The organism is Mycobacterium sp. UM_CSW, from assembly GCF_000455205.1.
Taxonomy (GTDB): domain Bacteria; phylum Actinomycetota; class Actinomycetes; order Mycobacteriales; family Mycobacteriaceae; genus Mycobacterium.
Genome location: NZ_AUWQ01000011.1, coordinates 42251 through 58581, shown reverse-complemented (window position 1 = coordinate 58581; position 16331 = coordinate 42251). Strand labels below are relative to the sequence as shown.

General features: G+C 69.9%; 13 protein-coding genes. 5 read left to right on the top strand and 8 right to left on the bottom strand.

Annotation, left to right across the window (positions count from 1 at the left end; translation table 11 throughout):
- Nucleotides 1-8: 8 nt before the first annotated feature.
- Genes N415_RS04500 through N415_RS04480 form a run of 5 tightly spaced genes read right to left on the bottom strand, consistent with a single transcriptional unit; the run spans nucleotide 9 to nucleotide 3575 of the window.
- Nucleotides 9-788, bottom strand: a complete 780-nt coding sequence (locus N415_RS04500) for a DNA-formamidopyrimidine glycosylase family protein (protein WP_068177581.1) — start codon at nucleotides 786-788, stop codon at nucleotides 9-11.
- Entirely contained in the window at nucleotides 781-1668 is an 888-nt protein-coding gene (ligD, locus tag N415_RS04495) for a non-homologous end-joining DNA ligase (protein WP_081665063.1), read from the bottom strand. The genes N415_RS04500 and ligD (N415_RS04495) overlap by 8 nt, the downstream gene beginning before the upstream one ends.
- Complete coding sequence (gene ligD, locus N415_RS04490) at nucleotides 1665-2663, bottom strand: non-homologous end-joining DNA ligase (protein WP_068177579.1); 999 nt, start codon at nucleotides 2661-2663, stop codon at nucleotides 1665-1667. Before ligD (N415_RS04490) ends, ligD (N415_RS04495) begins: the two co-directional genes overlap by 4 nt.
- The gene (locus N415_RS04485; protein WP_081665074.1) at nucleotides 2660-3097 is read right to left on the bottom strand and encodes a hypothetical protein; all 438 of its coding nucleotides are present in this window, start codon (nucleotides 3095-3097) and stop codon (nucleotides 2660-2662) included. Before N415_RS04485 ends, ligD (N415_RS04490) begins: the two co-directional genes overlap by 4 nt.
- Before the next feature lie 37 nt (nucleotides 3098-3134).
- Nucleotides 3135-3575, bottom strand: a complete 441-nt coding sequence (locus tag N415_RS04480) for a DUF402 domain-containing protein (RefSeq protein ID WP_068177574.1) — start codon at nucleotides 3573-3575, stop codon at nucleotides 3135-3137.
- A 141-nt stretch (nucleotides 3576-3716) separates the two neighbouring features.
- Between N415_RS04480 and N415_RS04475 the strand changes: the two genes are divergently transcribed.
- Nucleotides 3717-4463 carry an SDR family oxidoreductase gene (locus N415_RS04475; protein ID WP_068177573.1) on the top strand — a complete coding sequence of 249 codons (747 nt, stop codon included), beginning with the start codon at nucleotides 3717-3719 and terminating at the stop codon, nucleotides 4461-4463.
- Between the two features lie 12 nt (nucleotides 4464-4475).
- Here N415_RS04475 and N415_RS04470 read toward each other — a convergent pair whose 3' ends face one another.
- A complete protein-coding gene (locus N415_RS04470; RefSeq protein ID WP_081665062.1) occupies nucleotides 4476-7151 on the bottom strand; it encodes an ATP-binding cassette domain-containing protein in 2676 nt (891 codons plus the stop codon).
- A gap of 176 nt (nucleotides 7152-7327) precedes the next feature.
- On the opposite strand from N415_RS04470, the gene N415_RS04465 reads away from it, so the two are divergent.
- The 3 genes from N415_RS04465 (at nucleotide 7328) to N415_RS04455 (ending at nucleotide 13138) form a co-directional block, all read left to right on the top strand.
- Nucleotides 7328-9370, top strand: a complete 2043-nt coding sequence (locus tag N415_RS04465) for a serine/threonine-protein kinase (RefSeq protein WP_068177572.1) — start codon at nucleotides 7328-7330, stop codon at nucleotides 9368-9370.
- Between the two features lie 202 nt (nucleotides 9371-9572).
- A complete protein-coding gene (gene uvrB / locus N415_RS04460) occupies nucleotides 9573-11741 on the top strand; it encodes an excinuclease ABC subunit UvrB (RefSeq protein ID WP_068177570.1) in 2169 nt (722 codons plus the stop codon).
- Nucleotides 11738-13138: an MFS transporter gene (locus N415_RS04455; RefSeq protein WP_068177569.1), complete on the top strand. Its 1401-nt coding sequence runs from the start codon at nucleotides 11738-11740 to the stop codon at nucleotides 13136-13138. Before uvrB ends, N415_RS04455 begins: the two co-directional genes overlap by 4 nt.
- Nucleotides 13139-13140: 2 nt before the next feature.
- Here N415_RS04455 and N415_RS04450 read toward each other — a convergent pair whose 3' ends face one another.
- Nucleotides 13141-13860 carry an MgtC/SapB family protein gene (locus tag N415_RS04450; RefSeq protein ID WP_068177568.1) on the bottom strand — a complete coding sequence of 240 codons (720 nt, stop codon included), beginning with the start codon at nucleotides 13858-13860 and terminating at the stop codon, nucleotides 13141-13143.
- A gap of 39 nt (nucleotides 13861-13899) precedes the next feature.
- Nucleotides 13900-15483 carry a hypothetical protein gene (locus tag N415_RS04445; protein WP_068177567.1) on the bottom strand — a complete coding sequence of 528 codons (1584 nt, stop codon included), beginning with the start codon at nucleotides 15481-15483 and terminating at the stop codon, nucleotides 13900-13902.
- A 307-nt stretch (nucleotides 15484-15790) separates the two neighbouring features.
- On the opposite strand from N415_RS04445, the gene N415_RS04440 reads away from it, so the two are divergent.
- Complete coding sequence (locus N415_RS04440) at nucleotides 15791-16231, top strand: universal stress protein (protein WP_068177558.1); 441 nt, start codon at nucleotides 15791-15793, stop codon at nucleotides 16229-16231.
- Nucleotides 16232-16331: the final 100 nt, after the last annotated feature.

The following is a 16331-nucleotide window of genomic DNA, read 5'->3' as shown; positions in this document are numbered from 1 at the left end:
AGCCGAGATTACCCGGCCTGACAGCGCGGGCACCACAACGACGTCCGTCCGGCGACCTTTGCCCGCGCGAGGCGGGTGCCGCAGCGTGGACAGGACGGGTCGGGGTCGTCGCGAACCCGGGTGAGCCACCGCGGCAGGCCGGGCACCCGACCGTGCGGCACCGCCGTGCGCAGCACCTGCGTCATCGCGGCGTGCAGGCGCTTGACGTCGTCGGCCTCGAGTTGTGGGATGGGGCGGGCCGGCGCGATCCGGGCCCGCCAGCAGATCTCGTCGGTGAGCAGGTTGCCGAGGCCCGCGATCACCGCCTGGTCCATCAGCGTCGGCTTCAGCCGCCCGGACCGGCCGCGCAGCGCCTCGCGGAACGCCGGCAGGCCGAGGCCCAGCGCGTCGGGGCCCTGCGGGCCCGTCACGTGCACGACGTCCTCGTCGTCGTCGGCCAGCCACACCCCGCGCAGCTTGCGCAGGTCGACATAGCGCAGTTCGCCGCGATCCAGCGCGATCACCAGCCGCTCGTATGGCTCGCGCTCGGCGCCGTCGGCGGCGTAGTACGGATGCCCGGTCATCCCGCTGTGCACCAGCAGCGTCGGGCCGTCCGTCGGCAGCATCAGCCACTTGCCGTGCCGGCGTGGGCGATCGAAGCGGCGGCCGTCGAGCCGACGGCCGAGCGCGTCGGCGGTGGTGTTTCGCAGGATGCCCGGATCGCGGACCTGCACGCCCCGGATCCGCCGGCCGGGCAGCGCGTCGGCCAGCTCGCGCCGAAAGCCCTCCACGTCGGGCAGTTCAGGCACGAAGCTTGGCCACCCGCTGCGCGGGACCCTTCAGCGAGCGAGCGTGCCGGTACATGCCGGCCCACGGATCGCCCTGCCCGGCAAGCCGTTTGGGGAGATCGCGGATGGTGAATCGGTCCGCCCGCAGGCCCCGCATGTCCAGCTCGTCCCACTCCAGCGGGGTCGCCACCGGCGCGCCCGCCCGGGCCCGCACCGAATACGGTGCAACCGCCGTCTGCGCGTAGGCGTTTCGCATGATGTCGAGGTACACGCGGTCGCCGCGGTTGTCCTTGCGGGCTTCCAGGGTGCGATGCGCGGGGTCGTCGGCCACCACCACCTCGGCGACCTCGCGGGCGAATTCGCGCACGGTGTCGAAATCGGTGTCGGGACGCAGCGGCACCACCACGTGCAACCCGCGCGACCCGGTGGTCTGCACATAGCGCGCCAGTCCGAGGTCGTCCAGGACCCCGGCCGCCGCGTGGGCCGTCGCCCGCACCACCGCGAAGTCGCTGTCGGAGGGGTCGAGGTCGAACACCAGCCGGTCGGGCTTGTGCAGCCGGTCCCGCCGCGACTGCCACACGTGCAGCGTGACGCAGTTCTGGTTGGCCAGCCAGCGCAGCGCCTCGGGGCGCTCCGCCACGGGATGCACCACGGTGCCGCCCTCTTTGCCGACCTCCACCCGGCCCATCCAGTCGGGCAACGAATCCGCGAAATCCTGTTGCACCCAACCTTGTTCGCCGATGCCTCGTGGGAACCGCTGCACGGTGAGCGCCCGGTCCCGCAGGTGCGGCAGCATCGCGTCGGCCACCTCGCCGTAGTAGTCGACCAGCTCGCCCTTGGTGATGCCGTCCTTGGGGAACATCACCCGGTCCGGGTGGGTGACCTCGACGCGCGGCGTCACCGCGTCTCCCGCACCACGTCGGACGCGTCCTTGTCGGTGCGCAGCCCCTGGTATCGCGGGTGACGCAGCTTGCCGTCGCGGGTCCACTCGGCGAACCCGATCTGGGCCACCAGCTCGGGGCGCACCCAGTGGGCGCCGTTCTCGCGCACCAGGCCCCGAGTGAACGGTGGCTCGTCCTGCTCGAGGGGGGACAGCCGCTCGTGCAGGCTCCGGAGCGTGGGTTCGTCGAACCCGGTTCCCACCTTGCCGGCGTAGACCAGGTCGCGACCGTCGTGGTAGCCGAGCAGCAGCGCCCCCAACTCGATGCGGCTGCCCTTCGGGCTGGTGTAGCCGCCGACGACGAATTCCTGGTCGCGAACGCATTTGAACTTCAGCCAGTTCTTCGACCGGCCGCCTTCGTACGTGGCGTCGGTCCGCTTGGCGATCACGCCCTCGTCGCCGCGTTTACATGCCGCCTCGTAGGCGCCGATCCCGTCCTCGACCCGATGCACCGCGAACCTCAGCGGATCACCGAAGTCAATCGCCTTGCGCAGCAGTTTCTTTCGCCACAGCTGCGGCACATCGGTGGTCGACTTGCCGTCGACGTGCAGCAGGTCGAACAGGTAGTAGAAGACGCGGACCGGTGACGCGCGGGCCACCTCGGGGTCGGTAATGCCCAGCCGGCCCTGCAACCGTTCGAAGCTGGTGCGTCGGCCGGCGAACGCCACCACCTCGCCGTCCACCACGAACCGCGTGGTGCGCTGGGCGCCCAGCGCGTCGACGAGCTCGGGATAGGTTCCGTTGAGCGGCTGCCGATTTCGCGACAGCAGCCGCACCCGGTCACCGTCGCGAAAGCCAAGGCAGCGCATCCCGTCGAATTTGCGCTCGAATATCCACTGCGGATCGGAGAACCGCCGGTCGGTCAGCGTGGCCAGCGTGGGAGGTCGCCAGTCGGGCACCGGTTCGTCGTGCAGCGCCGCGCGCACCGGTGCGGGCAGGGCGGCGACGTCGGTCACGACACGTCGTCCAGTGAATGGCCGGTCAGCGCCGGCTGACGCAGCGTGTCGGCGTCCTCGTCGTCTTTGCGCCTGATCAGCAGCCACGTCTCGTGATCGCCGTCCCGGATGCGGGTCAGCGTGTACCAGCCGCGCACCCACTCGCCGCACAGAAAGAACGAAAGATGGCCGCGCTCAAGGCATTCGCCCATGTCGTAGGGCGTCGCGTTGACATAGGTGCCACCGTCGCCGTCGACGTCGCGCTCGGCGGCTTCGAGCGGGAGGTCCTCGGTGCGGCCGGCAATCCGGCTGTGGTCGGGGATCGCCCAGGAGACCAGCACGCCATCGATCTCGAGGCGAAGGTAGTAGTGGTCGCTGGCCGGCCTCTGCCGCTCGACGACGAAACGCGGGTCCTGGCCGGGCCGGCGTTTGCGTCGGTGGTCGATCAAACGCATCCCCAAGTGATACCCGTGGGTCACGTGAGGAAACGAGCTATGCATCACGCCAGGTCAACTCCATGCCACGGGTGGCCAGCCAGCGGGAAAGGTCGTAGCCGTTGCGGGCCAGGCCGTCGATGGCGACCACGGCGCGCCGCACGGCCCGTTCGGCCACCTCCGGCGTCAGCAGGCCGTGGCGCACGGCGTCCAGCAGCTCGTCGACGTCGGCCAGCTCGGCGCCGGAGCCGGTCCGGACGACGATGTCGAGGTAGTGGTCTTCCGAACGCCACACGTCCACGCCCGGCGTGTATTCGCCCACGTCGAGGTAGTAGTCCTGGTCGCGTTCGTGCCCCGGGTTGAAGTGAAAGACGGTGGCGCGCAAGCCCAACGACGGCAGCAGCCAGGATTCGAGGTAGTGGAACTGCGGGCGGCCCGGGGTGGGGCGGGCGAGGTAGAGCCCCCACGCGTGCAGGACGTACTCGTCGACGGCCCGCACGATGCCCTTCGGATCGGTGTTGGTGCGGGTGACCAGGTCGAACGTCTCGCGCTTCGGGGGATGGATTGACCCACTCTAGTTGTTGGGGCCGTTGGGAGGCAGCACCATGTCGAATGAGTACGGCCAAGCGGAAGGGGCACTGTGAGCGACCTCAGCGGAAAGACAGCTCTCGTCACCGGCGGGAATTCGGGGATCGGGTTGGCGACCGCGCAGCGGCTGGCGGACGCGGGCGCCCATGTCTTCCTGACCGGTCGCAGTCAGGACACCATCGACGCCGCGGTGGCGTCGATCGGTGACCGGGCGACCGGCATCCGCGCCGACGTGGGCAACCTCGACGACGTGGCGGCGGTCGCCGAGGCCATCGCATCCCGCGGGGGCGGCCTCGACGTGCTCTTCGCCAACGCTGGCGGCGGAGAATTCGCGGCACTGGGCGACATTTCCGTCGAACACTTCACCTCCAGCTTCATGACCAACGTGGGCGGCACGTTGTTCACCGTGCAAGCCATGCTGCCGCTGCTCAACCGCGGCTCGTCGATCGTGCTGACCGGCTCGACCGCCGCCTACAACGGCACCCCGGCGTTCAGCGTGTACGCGGCGACGAAAGCGGCGATCCGCTCTTTCGGGCGGACCTGGGCCGCCGAACTCGTGGGCCGCGGGATTCGGGTCAACACGATCGTTCCCGGACCGGTCGAGACGCCGGGGCTGTTGGGATTGGCGCCGGCCGGACGCGAGCAGGAGCTACGAGAAGCCGAGGCAGCCAAGGTCCCGATGGGCCGCCCGGGCAGGCCCGAAGAAGTCGCCGCGGCGGTGCTTTTCCTCGCGTCGGACGAAAGCAGTTTCATGACCGGCAGCGAGTTGTTCGTCGACGGCGGCGCGGAGCAGATCTAGGGTCGGCTCGGACTAACGCTTCAGTCGGATTTTCCACCGCACGAAGCCGCCGTAGATCACCGACAGTGCGGCCAGCATGCCTATGTCGATCAGCCAGACCTTCGAGGTGTGCTCCCAGAACCGGTCCTGGGAGAGCAGCGTGTCGGGCACCAGGTGCCGCAGATCGACAGTGGAGGCCGCGGCGGCGTAGCCCCAGCGCGCGGGCATCGCGAACGACAGCTGGTCGAGGCCGAGCCGGCCTGTCACCGGGACCATGCCGCCGCACAGCACGAGCTGCGCCATCACCGTGACCACGAATAGCGGCATGATCTGCTCGCTGGAGCGCACCAGCGACGAGATGGCCAGCCCGAGGATGGCCGAGGCGACGCACGTCCCCGCCACGGTCAGGAACAGCTCGACGGTCGCCCCGGCGGTCGAGTGGCCGAGCAGAACGGCGCCGCGAGTCGGGGCGCTCTTGCCGATCACCACGATCGCGGTGACGATCGCCGACTGCAGGATCGCGAACCCACAGAACACCGCCGTCTTCGCGAGCAGATAGGCCGTGGTCGACAGCCCGACCGCCTGCTCGCGCTGGAAGATGGCGCGCTCGCCGACCAGGTCGCGGATCGTCAGCGCGGTGCCCATGAACGCCGCGGCCGGCAGCAGCAGGGCCAGGATCTGCGCGGCTTCGTCGGGTGTCCCGGCATTCGGGCCCGGCACCTGGAACCCGTGGTTGCCCGGCACCGTCAGCGACAGCGATCCCAGGATGAACGGCAACAACGCCAGGAAGACGAAATAGGCGCGGTCGGCGACGACCAGCCGCACCTGCCGGCGCGCGACCGTGGAAATCTGGCGCCGCACGCTGGTGTGCACCGGCGCGCCCAGGTCGCCGGGCTCGTCGGTCCGGGTGGGCAGCAGTTTCTGGGGCCGCCGCTGGGCCTCGGCCCGCTCCTGGAACCGCCGGTTGGCCTCCTCGGGGTCGGCGCCCACCTTGGTGAAGATCTTGGCCCAGTTGGTGGTGCCCATCGCGTCGCCGATCTGGTCGGGCGGGCCGAAGTAGGCCGTCTTGCCGCCCGGGGCCACCAGCAGGAGCTGGTCGCAGATGTCCAGGTAGGACAGCATGTGCGTCACCACGATCACCACGCGACCGGCGTCGGCCAGCTGGCGCAGCATCGTCATGACCTGGTGGTCCAGCGCCGGGTCGAGGCCCGACGTCGGCTCGTCGAGGATCAGTAGCGACGGCCCGGTCAGGAGTTCCAGCGCGACCGAGGCCCGTTTGCGCTGACCGCCCGACAGCTTGTCGACGCGGGTGTCGGCGTGCTTGGTGAGGTCGAGCTCCTCGAGCACCTGGGCGACCACCTTGGCGCGGTCGGCCTTGCTGGTGTCGGGCGGCAGCCGCAGTTCGGCGGCGTAGCCCAGCGCCTGGTTGACCGTCAGCTGGCGGTGCACCACGTCGTCCTGAGGAACCATGCCGATCCTGCTGCGCAACGACGCGTACTCGGCGTGGATGTCGTGGCCCTCGAAGCTCACCGAGCCCGAGGTGGGGCTGGTGTAGCCGGCGATCAGCCGGGCCAGCGTGCTCTTGCCGGCGCCCGACCCCCCGATCACGGCGGTCAGCGTGCCCGGGCGGGCGGTCAGCGAGATGTCGTCGAGCAGCTGCTTGCCGCTGTCGACGACGTAGCGGACGTTGCGCACCTCGAGGCCGCCGGTGCGTGCCGCGGCGGCGCCGCCCTCGACTAGGGTGTCGCCCCGGAACACCAGGTCGACGTTGCCGATGGTGACGACGTCGCCGTCGGTCAGGATCGCCGACCCGACCCGAGTGCCGTTGACGAAGGTGCCGTTGATGCTGTTGTCGCGGATCTCGGTCCCGAGCGGGGTGTGCAGCAGCGTGGCGTGATGACGCGAGGCGAGGACGTCGTAGACGACGATGTCGCTCTCGGCCGCGCGACCGATCGTCTTGGCGCCGGCCGTGCCCGCGGCCGCCGACAGGCGCGGCGAGAGCAACTTCACGAACCTCGTCGCCAGGTTGGAGACGTCGGCCGTCCTGGCGTCGATCACGGTCGACTCGGCGGGCGGTCGCGCGTCCGGCTGGAGCGCCGGCTCGGCGTTGACGGTGGTCACCTGGTCGGGTGGCGTCCGGTCGGGTGGCCTGGGCGGCGGCGCCTGCCGCGGCTGCGGTGGCCTCGGTGGCCCCGGTGGCCTGGGTGGCTGCCGGGGCGGGCCCTGGGCCGGCATCGGACGCGGCGGCGCGGTCTGCCTGGGCTGGCTGCCGGTCTGGCCCCGACGGGGGACGGGCGGCGCCGTCGGGTTCGTCCGCTCCGGCAGCGCAGACCAGGCCACGGTGGGCGGCCCCGAGTCCCGCGTCAGCCTGCGTGGGGGCGGTCCGCTGGCGTGGCCCTGCTGCGGTCCGACCGCGAATGTCAGCCGCGGTCCCTGCGGGTTGCCGACGTTGATGCTCTGGCCGTCGTGGATGTCGATGACCGGCATCCGGTAGCCGTTGACATAGGTGCCGTTCAGCGAGCCGTTGTCGATCGCCAGCCAGCGGCCCTGGTCGAACCGCACGATCAGGTGCGCGCGGGAGATCCGGGGATCGGGAATCCGCAAGTCCGCGTTCGCGTCACGCCCGACGACGACCTCGTGGCCGGCCGCGAACGAGCGTTGGGACCCGTCGTGCCGGATTGTCAGGACAGGCGGGGCGGGTCGATTCACTACTCAAGTATCGGTCCGCGGTTTGAGTGCTCTCCATGGGACTCGCCTGTGATTTGGCTTTATTTCGATTCGGCCACTCATAGGGTGCTCATAGCTTCCTGAGACCAATCGCCCACCGAGATCCGGCATCATTCGGACGTGAGGGGAGTGCAAGCACAGCGACGAGGGGGCAGCGATTGACGGACGAACACAAGGGCACGACCCGGCGGATCGACGCCGGGAGACGGCTGCTGAGCAACCCGCGCCTGGCGCGTGAGGCCCTGCGCGCGGGCTTCAATTCGGGTCCCTCGGCAACCGTCGCGCACCTGTTTCGCCGCATTCCGCCCGTCACCTCGACCCCGAACGCCGAGCCCCCGGCCGTGGAGTCCCGCCCCGAGGCCAGCGCATCGCGCCTCGCGCTGAGCAGCGGTGCAGCGTTCGCCGGCTACACGATCCTGCGGCAGCTCGGCGCCGGCGGCATGGCCGAGGTCTACCTGGCGCTGCATCCCCGGCTGCCGCGGCGCGACGTGATCAAGGTGCTCGCCGAAGCGGTCACCGCCGACCCGGAGTTCCGCGAGCGGTTCAACCGTGAGGCCGACCTGGCGGCGACGCTCTGGCACCCGCACATCGTCGGCGTCCACGACCGCGGCGAATTCGACGGTCAGCTCTGGATTTCCATGGACTACGTCGAGGGCACCGACGCGGCCCGGCTGGTCAAGGAGCGCTATCCCGACGGGATGCCCATCGACGAGGTGTGCGCGATCCTGCAGGCGGTCGCGGGGGCGCTGGATTATGCGCACGACCGCGGGCTGCTGCACCGCGACGTCAAGCCCGCCAACATCCTGCTCACCCATCCCGAGGAGGGGGAACGCCGAATCCTGTTGGCGGACTTCGGTGTAGCGCGCCACCTCGCCAACATCAGCGGCATCACCGAGACCAACGTCGCGGTGGGGACGGTGGCTTACGCCGCCCCGGAACAGCTGACCGGGTCCAACATCGACGGCCGCGCGGACCAGTATGCGTTGGCGGCCACGGCATTTCATCTGCTCACCGGTGCGCCGCCGTTCCAGCACTCCAACCCGGTCGCGGTGATCAGCCAGCACCTGCACGAGGATCCGCCGCGGCTCAGCGACTACCGCCCCGACTTGGCCTACCTCGACGACGTGTTCCTCATGGCCCTGGCCAAGCGCCCCGAGGACCGCTTCGAGCGGTGCCGCGTGTTCGCCGCCGCCGTCGACGAGCGGGTTTCCGAGGAGCGGGCCGGCGACCAGGCGGGTGAGGCGTCGCCGCGGCGGCGGTTGTATCACCGGTTCTCGTCCCGGGCCCGGTGGGCGACCGCGTTGCTGTGCGCGGTGCTGATCGCCATCGCGGCAACCTGGTCGACGCTGTACTCGTTTCAGCCGGAGAGCCCGACGCCCAATGTGCCCGCGCTCGCGTCCCGCCCCTCCGTGCCGGCGCCGAGCGCGGCGCCGGGGCGGCCCGGGGGGCCGGTGCTCAACGGCACCTACAAGCTGACCTACGACCGCAGCAAGCAGACCACCAACGGCATCCCGATCCGCCACGACGGCCCGGCCGCCAGCTGGTGGGCGTTCCGCTCGGTGTGCACCGCCAACGGGTGCGCGGCGACCGGAACCCAGCTCGACGACACCAACCACCAGGTGGCCAGCACCGTCGACGGCGGTCACACCTACTCGCTGCGGTTCATCGGTGGTTATTGGCAGGGCGGGTTCCAGCAGGAGCGGGCCGGCTGCACCGAGCCGAACGGACAGGTCAGCGCGACCCAACAGGAAAGCGTCGCCGGGTCGTTGGCGCCGCAATCCGACGGCACGCTGCGAGGCACGGTCACGCAAACCGCCCTGTCCGACGAGTGCGGCGCGCAGGGAGCGGTGGTGCGGGTGCCGGTGGTGGCCACCCGCGTCGGCGACGCCCCGCCGTCCGTGCCGGTGGCCGATCCCGCCCAGGTGATCAGCGCCTCGACCACGCCGCCGCACCCGGGGGCGCCGGTCCTGGGCGGGTCGTGCAGCGACGCCGACAAGCTCGCCTACGACCCGACCAACAGCGAGCAGGTCGTCTGCGAGGGCAACACGTGGGCCAAGGCGCCGATCACGATGGGAGTGCACACCACCGGCAGCTCCTGCAACCGCCCGAACACCTCGGTGTTCGCGATGTCCACGTCCAGTGACGGTTACCTGCTGGAGTGCGACCCGGTCACCCGCACCTGGACGCGTCCGGGGGCGTAGCGGTCTCGGCCGCGAGCGGCCGTGTCTGTACGCCGACACGCCGCGCTGCGCGGCATTTTGCGCGCGCTCGCGGGGTGATTTAGTCAGCGCACCGATAGGTGACTTTGGAACGCGCTAGCGCATGCGCTATCAAGTTTTGGATCGAGTGGTGGTTCTCTGCTGCGGCGGGACACTTGTCGGTACCCGCCTCTACCCTGGTGCCATGGCCTTTGCCACTGAACACCCAATCGTCGCGCACTCGGAATACCGGCCGGCCGCGGAGGACATCGAGGGGCTGGTGCGCGCCGGTGGCCGCTTCGAGGTGGTCAGCCCGCACGCACCGGCCGGCGACCAGCCCGCGGCCATCGACGAGCTGGAGCGCCGGATCCGGGCGGGGGAGCGCGACGTCGTCCTGCTCGGCGCCACCGGCACCGGAAAGTCGGCCACCACCGCCTGGCTCATCGAACGGCTGCAGCGCCCCACGCTGGTGATGGCGCCCAACAAGACGCTGGCCGCCCAGCTGGCCAACGAGCTGCGAGAGATGTTGCCGCACAACGCCGTCGAGTACTTCGTGTCGTACTACGACTACTACCAGCCGGAGGCGTACATCGCGCAGACCGACACCTACATCGAGAAGGACAGCTCCATCAACGACGACGTGGAGCGGCTGCGGCACTCCGCGACGTCGGCGCTGCTGTCGCGGCGCGACGTGGTGGTGGTCGCGTCGGTGTCGTGCATCTACGGCCTGGGCACGCCGCAGTCCTACCTGGACCGCTCCGTCGAACTGCAGGTCGGCACCGAGGTGCCCCGCGACGGCCTGCTGCGGCTGCTCGTCGACGTCCAGTACACCCGCAACGACCTGTCCTTCACCCGAGGCTCGTTCCGGGTCCGCGGCGACACCGTGGAGATCATCCCGTCCTACGAGGAGCTTGCCGTCCGCATCGAGTTCTTCGGCGACGAGATCGAGGCGCTGTACTACCTGCACCCGCTGACCGGCGAGGTGGTTCGCCAGGTCGACTCGCTGCGGATCTTCCCCGCCACCCACTACGTGGCCGGGCCGGAGCGGATGGCCCACGCGATCTCCACCATCGAGGAGGAGCTCGCCGAGCGGCTCGCCGAATTCGAGCGGCAGGGCAAGCTGCTCGAGGCCCAGCGGCTGCGGATGCGCACCAACTACGACATCGAGATGATGCGTCAGGTCGGGTTCTGCTCGGGCATCGAGAACTACTCGCGGCACATCGACGGCCGGGGACCGGGCTCGCCGCCGGCCACGCTGCTCGACTACTTCCCGGAGGACTTCCTGCTGGTCATCGACGAGTCGCACGTCACCGTGCCGCAGATCGGCGGGATGTACGAGGGCGACATGTCGCGCAAGCGCAACCTGGTGGAGTACGGGTTCCGGCTGCCGTCGGCGTGCGACAACCGGCCGCTGACCTGGGAAGAGTTCGCCGACCGGATCGGGCAGACGGTGTACCTGTCGGCCACGCCGGGGCCCTACGAGCTCAGCCAGACCGGGGGCGAGTTCGTCGAGCAGGTGATCCGCCCCACCGGCCTGGTGGACCCGAAGGTGCTGGTCAAGCCGACCAAGGGGCAGATCGACGACCTGATCGGGGAGATCCGCAAGCGCGCCGCCGCCGACGAGCGGGTGTTGGTCACGACGCTGACCAAGAAGATGGCCGAGGACCTCACCGACTACCTGCTCGAAATGGGCATCCGGGTGCGCTACCTGCACTCCGAGGTCGACACGCTGCGCCGGGTGGAGCTGCTGCGCCAGCTCCGCCTCGGCGACTACGACGTGCTGGTCGGGATCAACCTGCTGCGCGAGGGCCTCGACCTGCCGGAGGTGTCGCTGGTGGCGATCCTCGACGCCGACAAGGAAGGCTTCCTGCGCTCGACGCGCAGCCTGATTCAGACCATCGGCCGCGCCGCCCGCAACGTGTCCGGCGAGGTGCACCTGTACGCCGACACCATGACCGATTCGATGAAAGAGGCCATCGACGAGACCGAACGGCGACGCGCGAAGCAGATCGCCTACAACGAGGCCCACGGTATCGACCCGCAGCCGCTGCGCAAGAAGATCGCCGACATCCTCGACCGGGTCTACGCCGAAGCCGACGACAGCGACACCGTCGAAATCGGCTCCGGTCGCAGCATCTCACGCGGCCGGCGTGCCCAGGGGGAGCCGGGTCGCGCGGTCAGCGCCGGCGTCTTCGAGGGTCGCGATACGTCGAACATGCCGCGCGCCGAACTGGCCGACCTGATCAAGGACCTCACCGCGCAGATGATGGCCGCCGCCCGCGATTTGCAGTTCGAGCTGGCGGCCCGGTTCCGCGACGAAATCGCCGACCTCAAAAAGGAACTGCGCGGGATGGACGCCGCCGGCTTGAAGTGACGCACACCGACGCCGTCACCGGCAGCTGGCGCGAGCTGCTGGGCGCGAAGTACCTGGGCACCTCGGTCGTGCTGGCCGGTGGCGTCGCGCTGTACGCCACCAACGAGTTCCTGACCATCAGCCTGCTGCCGAACACGGTCGCCGAAATCGGCGGCAGCCGCCTCTACGCGTGGGTGACCACCCTGTACCTGGTCGGGTCGGTGGTCGCCGCGACCATGGTCAACCCGATGCTGGTGCGCATCGGGGCGCGCTCGTCGTTCCTGTTGGGGCTGGGCGTGTTTGGTGTCTCCAGCCTGGCGTGCGGGGCGGCCCCAAACATGGAGGTCCTGATCGCGGCGCGCGCCCTGCAGGGCGTGGCCGGCGGCGTGCTGGCCGGGCTGGGCTATGCGGTCATCAACGCGGCGCTGCCCCGCTCGCTGTGGACCCGGGCCTCTGCGCTGGTTTCGGCGATGTGGGGGGTCGCGACGGTGGTCGGTCCCGCGACGGGCGGCCTGTTCGCCCAATTCGGGTTGTGGCGGTGGGCATTCGTCGCGATGGCCGTTCTGACCGCGCTGATGGCCACGCTGGTGCCGATCGCGCTGCCCGGGGGCCGCGCCGGCGCGAGCGATGAGACACCGCGGCTGCGGGTGCCGGTGTGGTCGCTGGTGCTGATCGGCGCGGCGGCCCTGGCGGTCAGCGTCGCCCAGATCCCGCACAACCTCGCCGCGACCGCCGGGCTGCTCGCCGCCGCCGTCGTGCTGGTCGGGCTGTTCGCGGTCGTCGACTGGCGGATGCACGCGGCGGTGTTGCCGCCCAGCGTGTTTGGGCCCGGGCCCCTGAAGTGGATCTACCTGGCGATGGGCCTGCTGATGATCGGGGCCATGGTGGACACCTACGTGCCGCTGTTCGGTCAGCGGTTGGCTCACCTGTCGCCGCTGGCGGCCGGATTCCTGGGCGCGGCGCTGGCGGTCGGCTGGACGGTCTCCGAGATCGTAAGCGCGTCGCTGGAGAGCCCGCGGGCGATCGGGCGGGTGATCGTGGCGGCGCCGGTGGTGGTGGCGATGGGGCTGGCGCTGGGTGCGCTCACCCAGCGCGACAACGCGACGGCCGGGACCGTCGCGGCCTGGACACTGGGGCTGCTCGTCGCCGGGATCGGGATCGGCATGGCCTGGCCCCACTTGTCCGTCCGCGCAATGGATTCCGTCGACGACCCGGCCGAAGGCGTCGCGGCGGCCGCGGCGATCAACACCGTGCAGCTCATTTCGGGGGCATTCGGGGCCGGGGTGGCCGGCGTCGTCGTCAACACGGCCCAGGGCGGCGGCGACGCGACGGCGGCCCGCTGGCTGTTCGCCGTGTTCACCGCGTTGACGGGGGCCGGTGTCGTGGCGTCGTACCGCGCAGTCCGCGGCAGTCGCTGAACTCAGTCGGGTTCTTCGCCGCCGCGGAGGATGGCAACCACCCCGTCGACCTCGGCGAAAACCTCGGAGGCGCTGCCCATCTTGGCGCCCGACAGAGTCATCGTCACCCTGACCTCGCCGTCATCGATGTCGTGGGCGTCGGCGTCGAGCTCGGTGAGCTGCCACTCGCGCTGCCCGCAGATCCGCAGCAGCTCCCGCAGCACGCCACGGCCGTTTTCGTAGATGATGGTCAGCCGGCGGGTCCCGCGCAGCCGGGCGGTGAGCTGGCGCTCGACCGCGCTGAACGCGAGCGCGCTGACGAAGTGCAGCGCCACGACCGCGATGGCCAGCAGCAACAGGCCGGCGCCCACCGCCATGCCGATCGCGGCCGACTCCCACACCGCCGCCGCCGTCGTGAGTCCGTGCACCGCGCCGCGTCGCGTGATGATGATTCCGGCGCCCAAAAAGCCCACACCCGAGACGATTTGGGCCGCGACGCGGGACGGGTCGAGCGCGACGGTCCCTTCGTGCACGATGTCGAAGAAGCCGAATTTGCTGACGAGCATGATCAATGCCGACGACGTGCCGACGATGGTCTGGGTCCGCAGGCCCGCGCTCTTGCCCTGAACCGTGCGCTCCAGGCCAATGAGCGCCGTCAGGCCGAAGGCGGCCAACAGCTCGATCACGTGACGCGCGCCCTGCACGTCACCGCCGAGCAGCGGGTTGGCCAGCAGAATCTGCATCTCCGTCAACTACCCACGAACGGCGCTTCTACGCCCCCGTCACCGCGTCGACTTCACGACCTGCGAGTAGTGGAACTGCCAACGCTCGACAATGCGGAACCCGAGGTAGCTCGGGAAGCGGAACGCCGGGGAGCGGCCGAAGGCGGTTCCCGGCGGCAACGACTGTCCGGCTTGGTGATCCGGCAGCGAGCCGTCCCTGTTGGTGATGGTCCAGATGGCCGGGCACTTGTTGATCTTGGCCGTCGTCAGCCACACGGCGACGTGACCGTCCCACAGCCAGCCGACCTTCGGCCCGTAGGCGCCGCGTTCCACGTCGATCAGCGAGCGGAAGGCCGCCGGCCGGGTGGCCAGCAGGGCCCGGATCGGCCCGGGCCGCCAGGGGACGGTGTTGTCCACCATCAGGCAATCCCCGGGCGCCGCGTGGGAGCTGATCAGGTCGGCCACCTGGCTGTAATCCCAGCCCTCCTTGGCGTACGGCCAGCGCTGGATGAACAGGTAATTCGGCACCGCCGCGGCGGCAAACGCCAGGACCACCGCCGCGACGAGCAACGGTTTGCGGGCCAGCGTGACGATGCAGACGGCCATGACGACGGCCACCGCGGGCGTGGTGAGGATCAGGTAGCGGGGAAAGTAGATCGGTTCGACGACGGCCGAGTAGATGACCACGAGCGCGGTGGGCAGCACGATCCACACCGCGCAGATGACGAGGAGCACGCGCAGGTCGCCGCCCGGACCACGCGCGCCCCTCCGCCACGCCACGATCGCCGCGACGAGGAGCACCGCCGTGAGGATCGCGAACGGGACGCTGTGGTCGAAGTACTGCCGCAGGCTGATGTCGAAGGCGTAGTGCCAGCTGACGGGAAAGATCCAGTTGACCTGGTACACCTGGCCGTGGGCGAAGACGAGGAACGGCGTCATGGCGCCGACGGCGACGGCCGAGCTGGCCGCCCACCGGATGACCCGCGACCTGCGGGCTTCCTTCGGCGCCAGCAGCGGCACCATGACCGCGTACACCAGCACCAACAGGACCAGGTTGAGGCTGAGCAGGATCGACAGCATCAACGCCAGCGCGTAGGCCACCCACAACCTCGGCCGGTTGCGCCTTACGGCGGCGACGAGCAACACGGTCAGCCAGATGGCCGCGGCGGCCGCGAAGGCATACGAGCGCGCTTCCATTCCCGCCCAGGTGGTGCGCGGCAGAATGGCGAAGATCGCACCCGCGCACAGCGCCGTGGTACGCCCGGGGACGAACCGCCTGGTGAACACCGTGACGCCCGCGGCTGCGGCCCCGACCGCAAGCGCGCTCGGCGCCCGCGACCAGAACTCCGTCGGCGGAAATATCGCGAACCAACCGTGCATGAGCAGGTAATACAGCCCGTGAACGGCGTCGATGTGGCCCAGCAGCTTCCACAGCTCGGGCAAAGTCCTGCTGGCCGACGCCGAGATGGTGGCTCCCTCGTCGAACCACAACGACGGCCTGCAGGCCCAGGCGGCGCTGACGACGGCGGCGAACACGGCGATCACCCACGGATCGAGCAACCTGCCGCGCGGGCGCGCCGGCGCCGCCTCGTCAGCGACGTCCGGGGCGTCGGAGGCGCACTGCTCAGCGGTGGACATGGCCATGATGCTTGTCACTGTAAGGGGCACGAAGTGAACTGGCTCGCGACGAGCCTGGTGGGGGAGGGTAGGGTGCTTGTTCACAATTACGACGGGCGCCCGCGGTTCACCAAAACCGGGGCCGTGCAAGGCTTTCGGCGTTAGCCCTGTTCAACCGGCCCGTTAACCGCGGGGCAAATACGCCGCCGGTGCCGCGCGGCCACGGTAAATGGCTGTAGCGCCACGCCGCGCTCGGTCGGAACTGTTTCTCCTTTCCGTCCGGCAAACGCGATACTGTCTTGGGTTGGCTGACCAACCGAAACTGGGAGGGTAAATGAGTGCCTATCGAACCGTGGTGGTCGGGACCGACGGCTCGGATTCGTCGTTTCGCGCGGTGGACCGGGCGGCGCAGATCGCGGGGGACGACGCAAAGCTGATCATCGCGTCGGCGTACCTGCCCCAACACGAAGACACCCGAGCCGCCGACGCACTGCGGGACGAGAGCTACAAGGTGTCCGGGACCGCGCCGATTTACGCGATCCTCCAGGACGCCAAGGAGCGGGCGCACAACGCGGGCGCCAGGAACGTGGAAGACCGGTCGATCGTCGGCGCCCCGGTCGACGCGTTGGTCAAGCTCGCCGAGGACGAAAAAGCCGACCTGCTGGTCGTCGGCAACGTCGGCCTGAGCACGATCGCGGGACGCCTGCTGGGATCGGTGCCGGCCAACGTCTCGCGCCGGGCCAAGGTCGACGTGCTGATCGTGCACACCACGTAGCGGCGCGGCGTTTGGGTGTGTATTCAGGGCTTTTAGTGTGGGCCCAGGGCGGAAAAATCGCCGAAACCCCGCCGTCAGCGCTCACGGAAAGCCGTCAGCA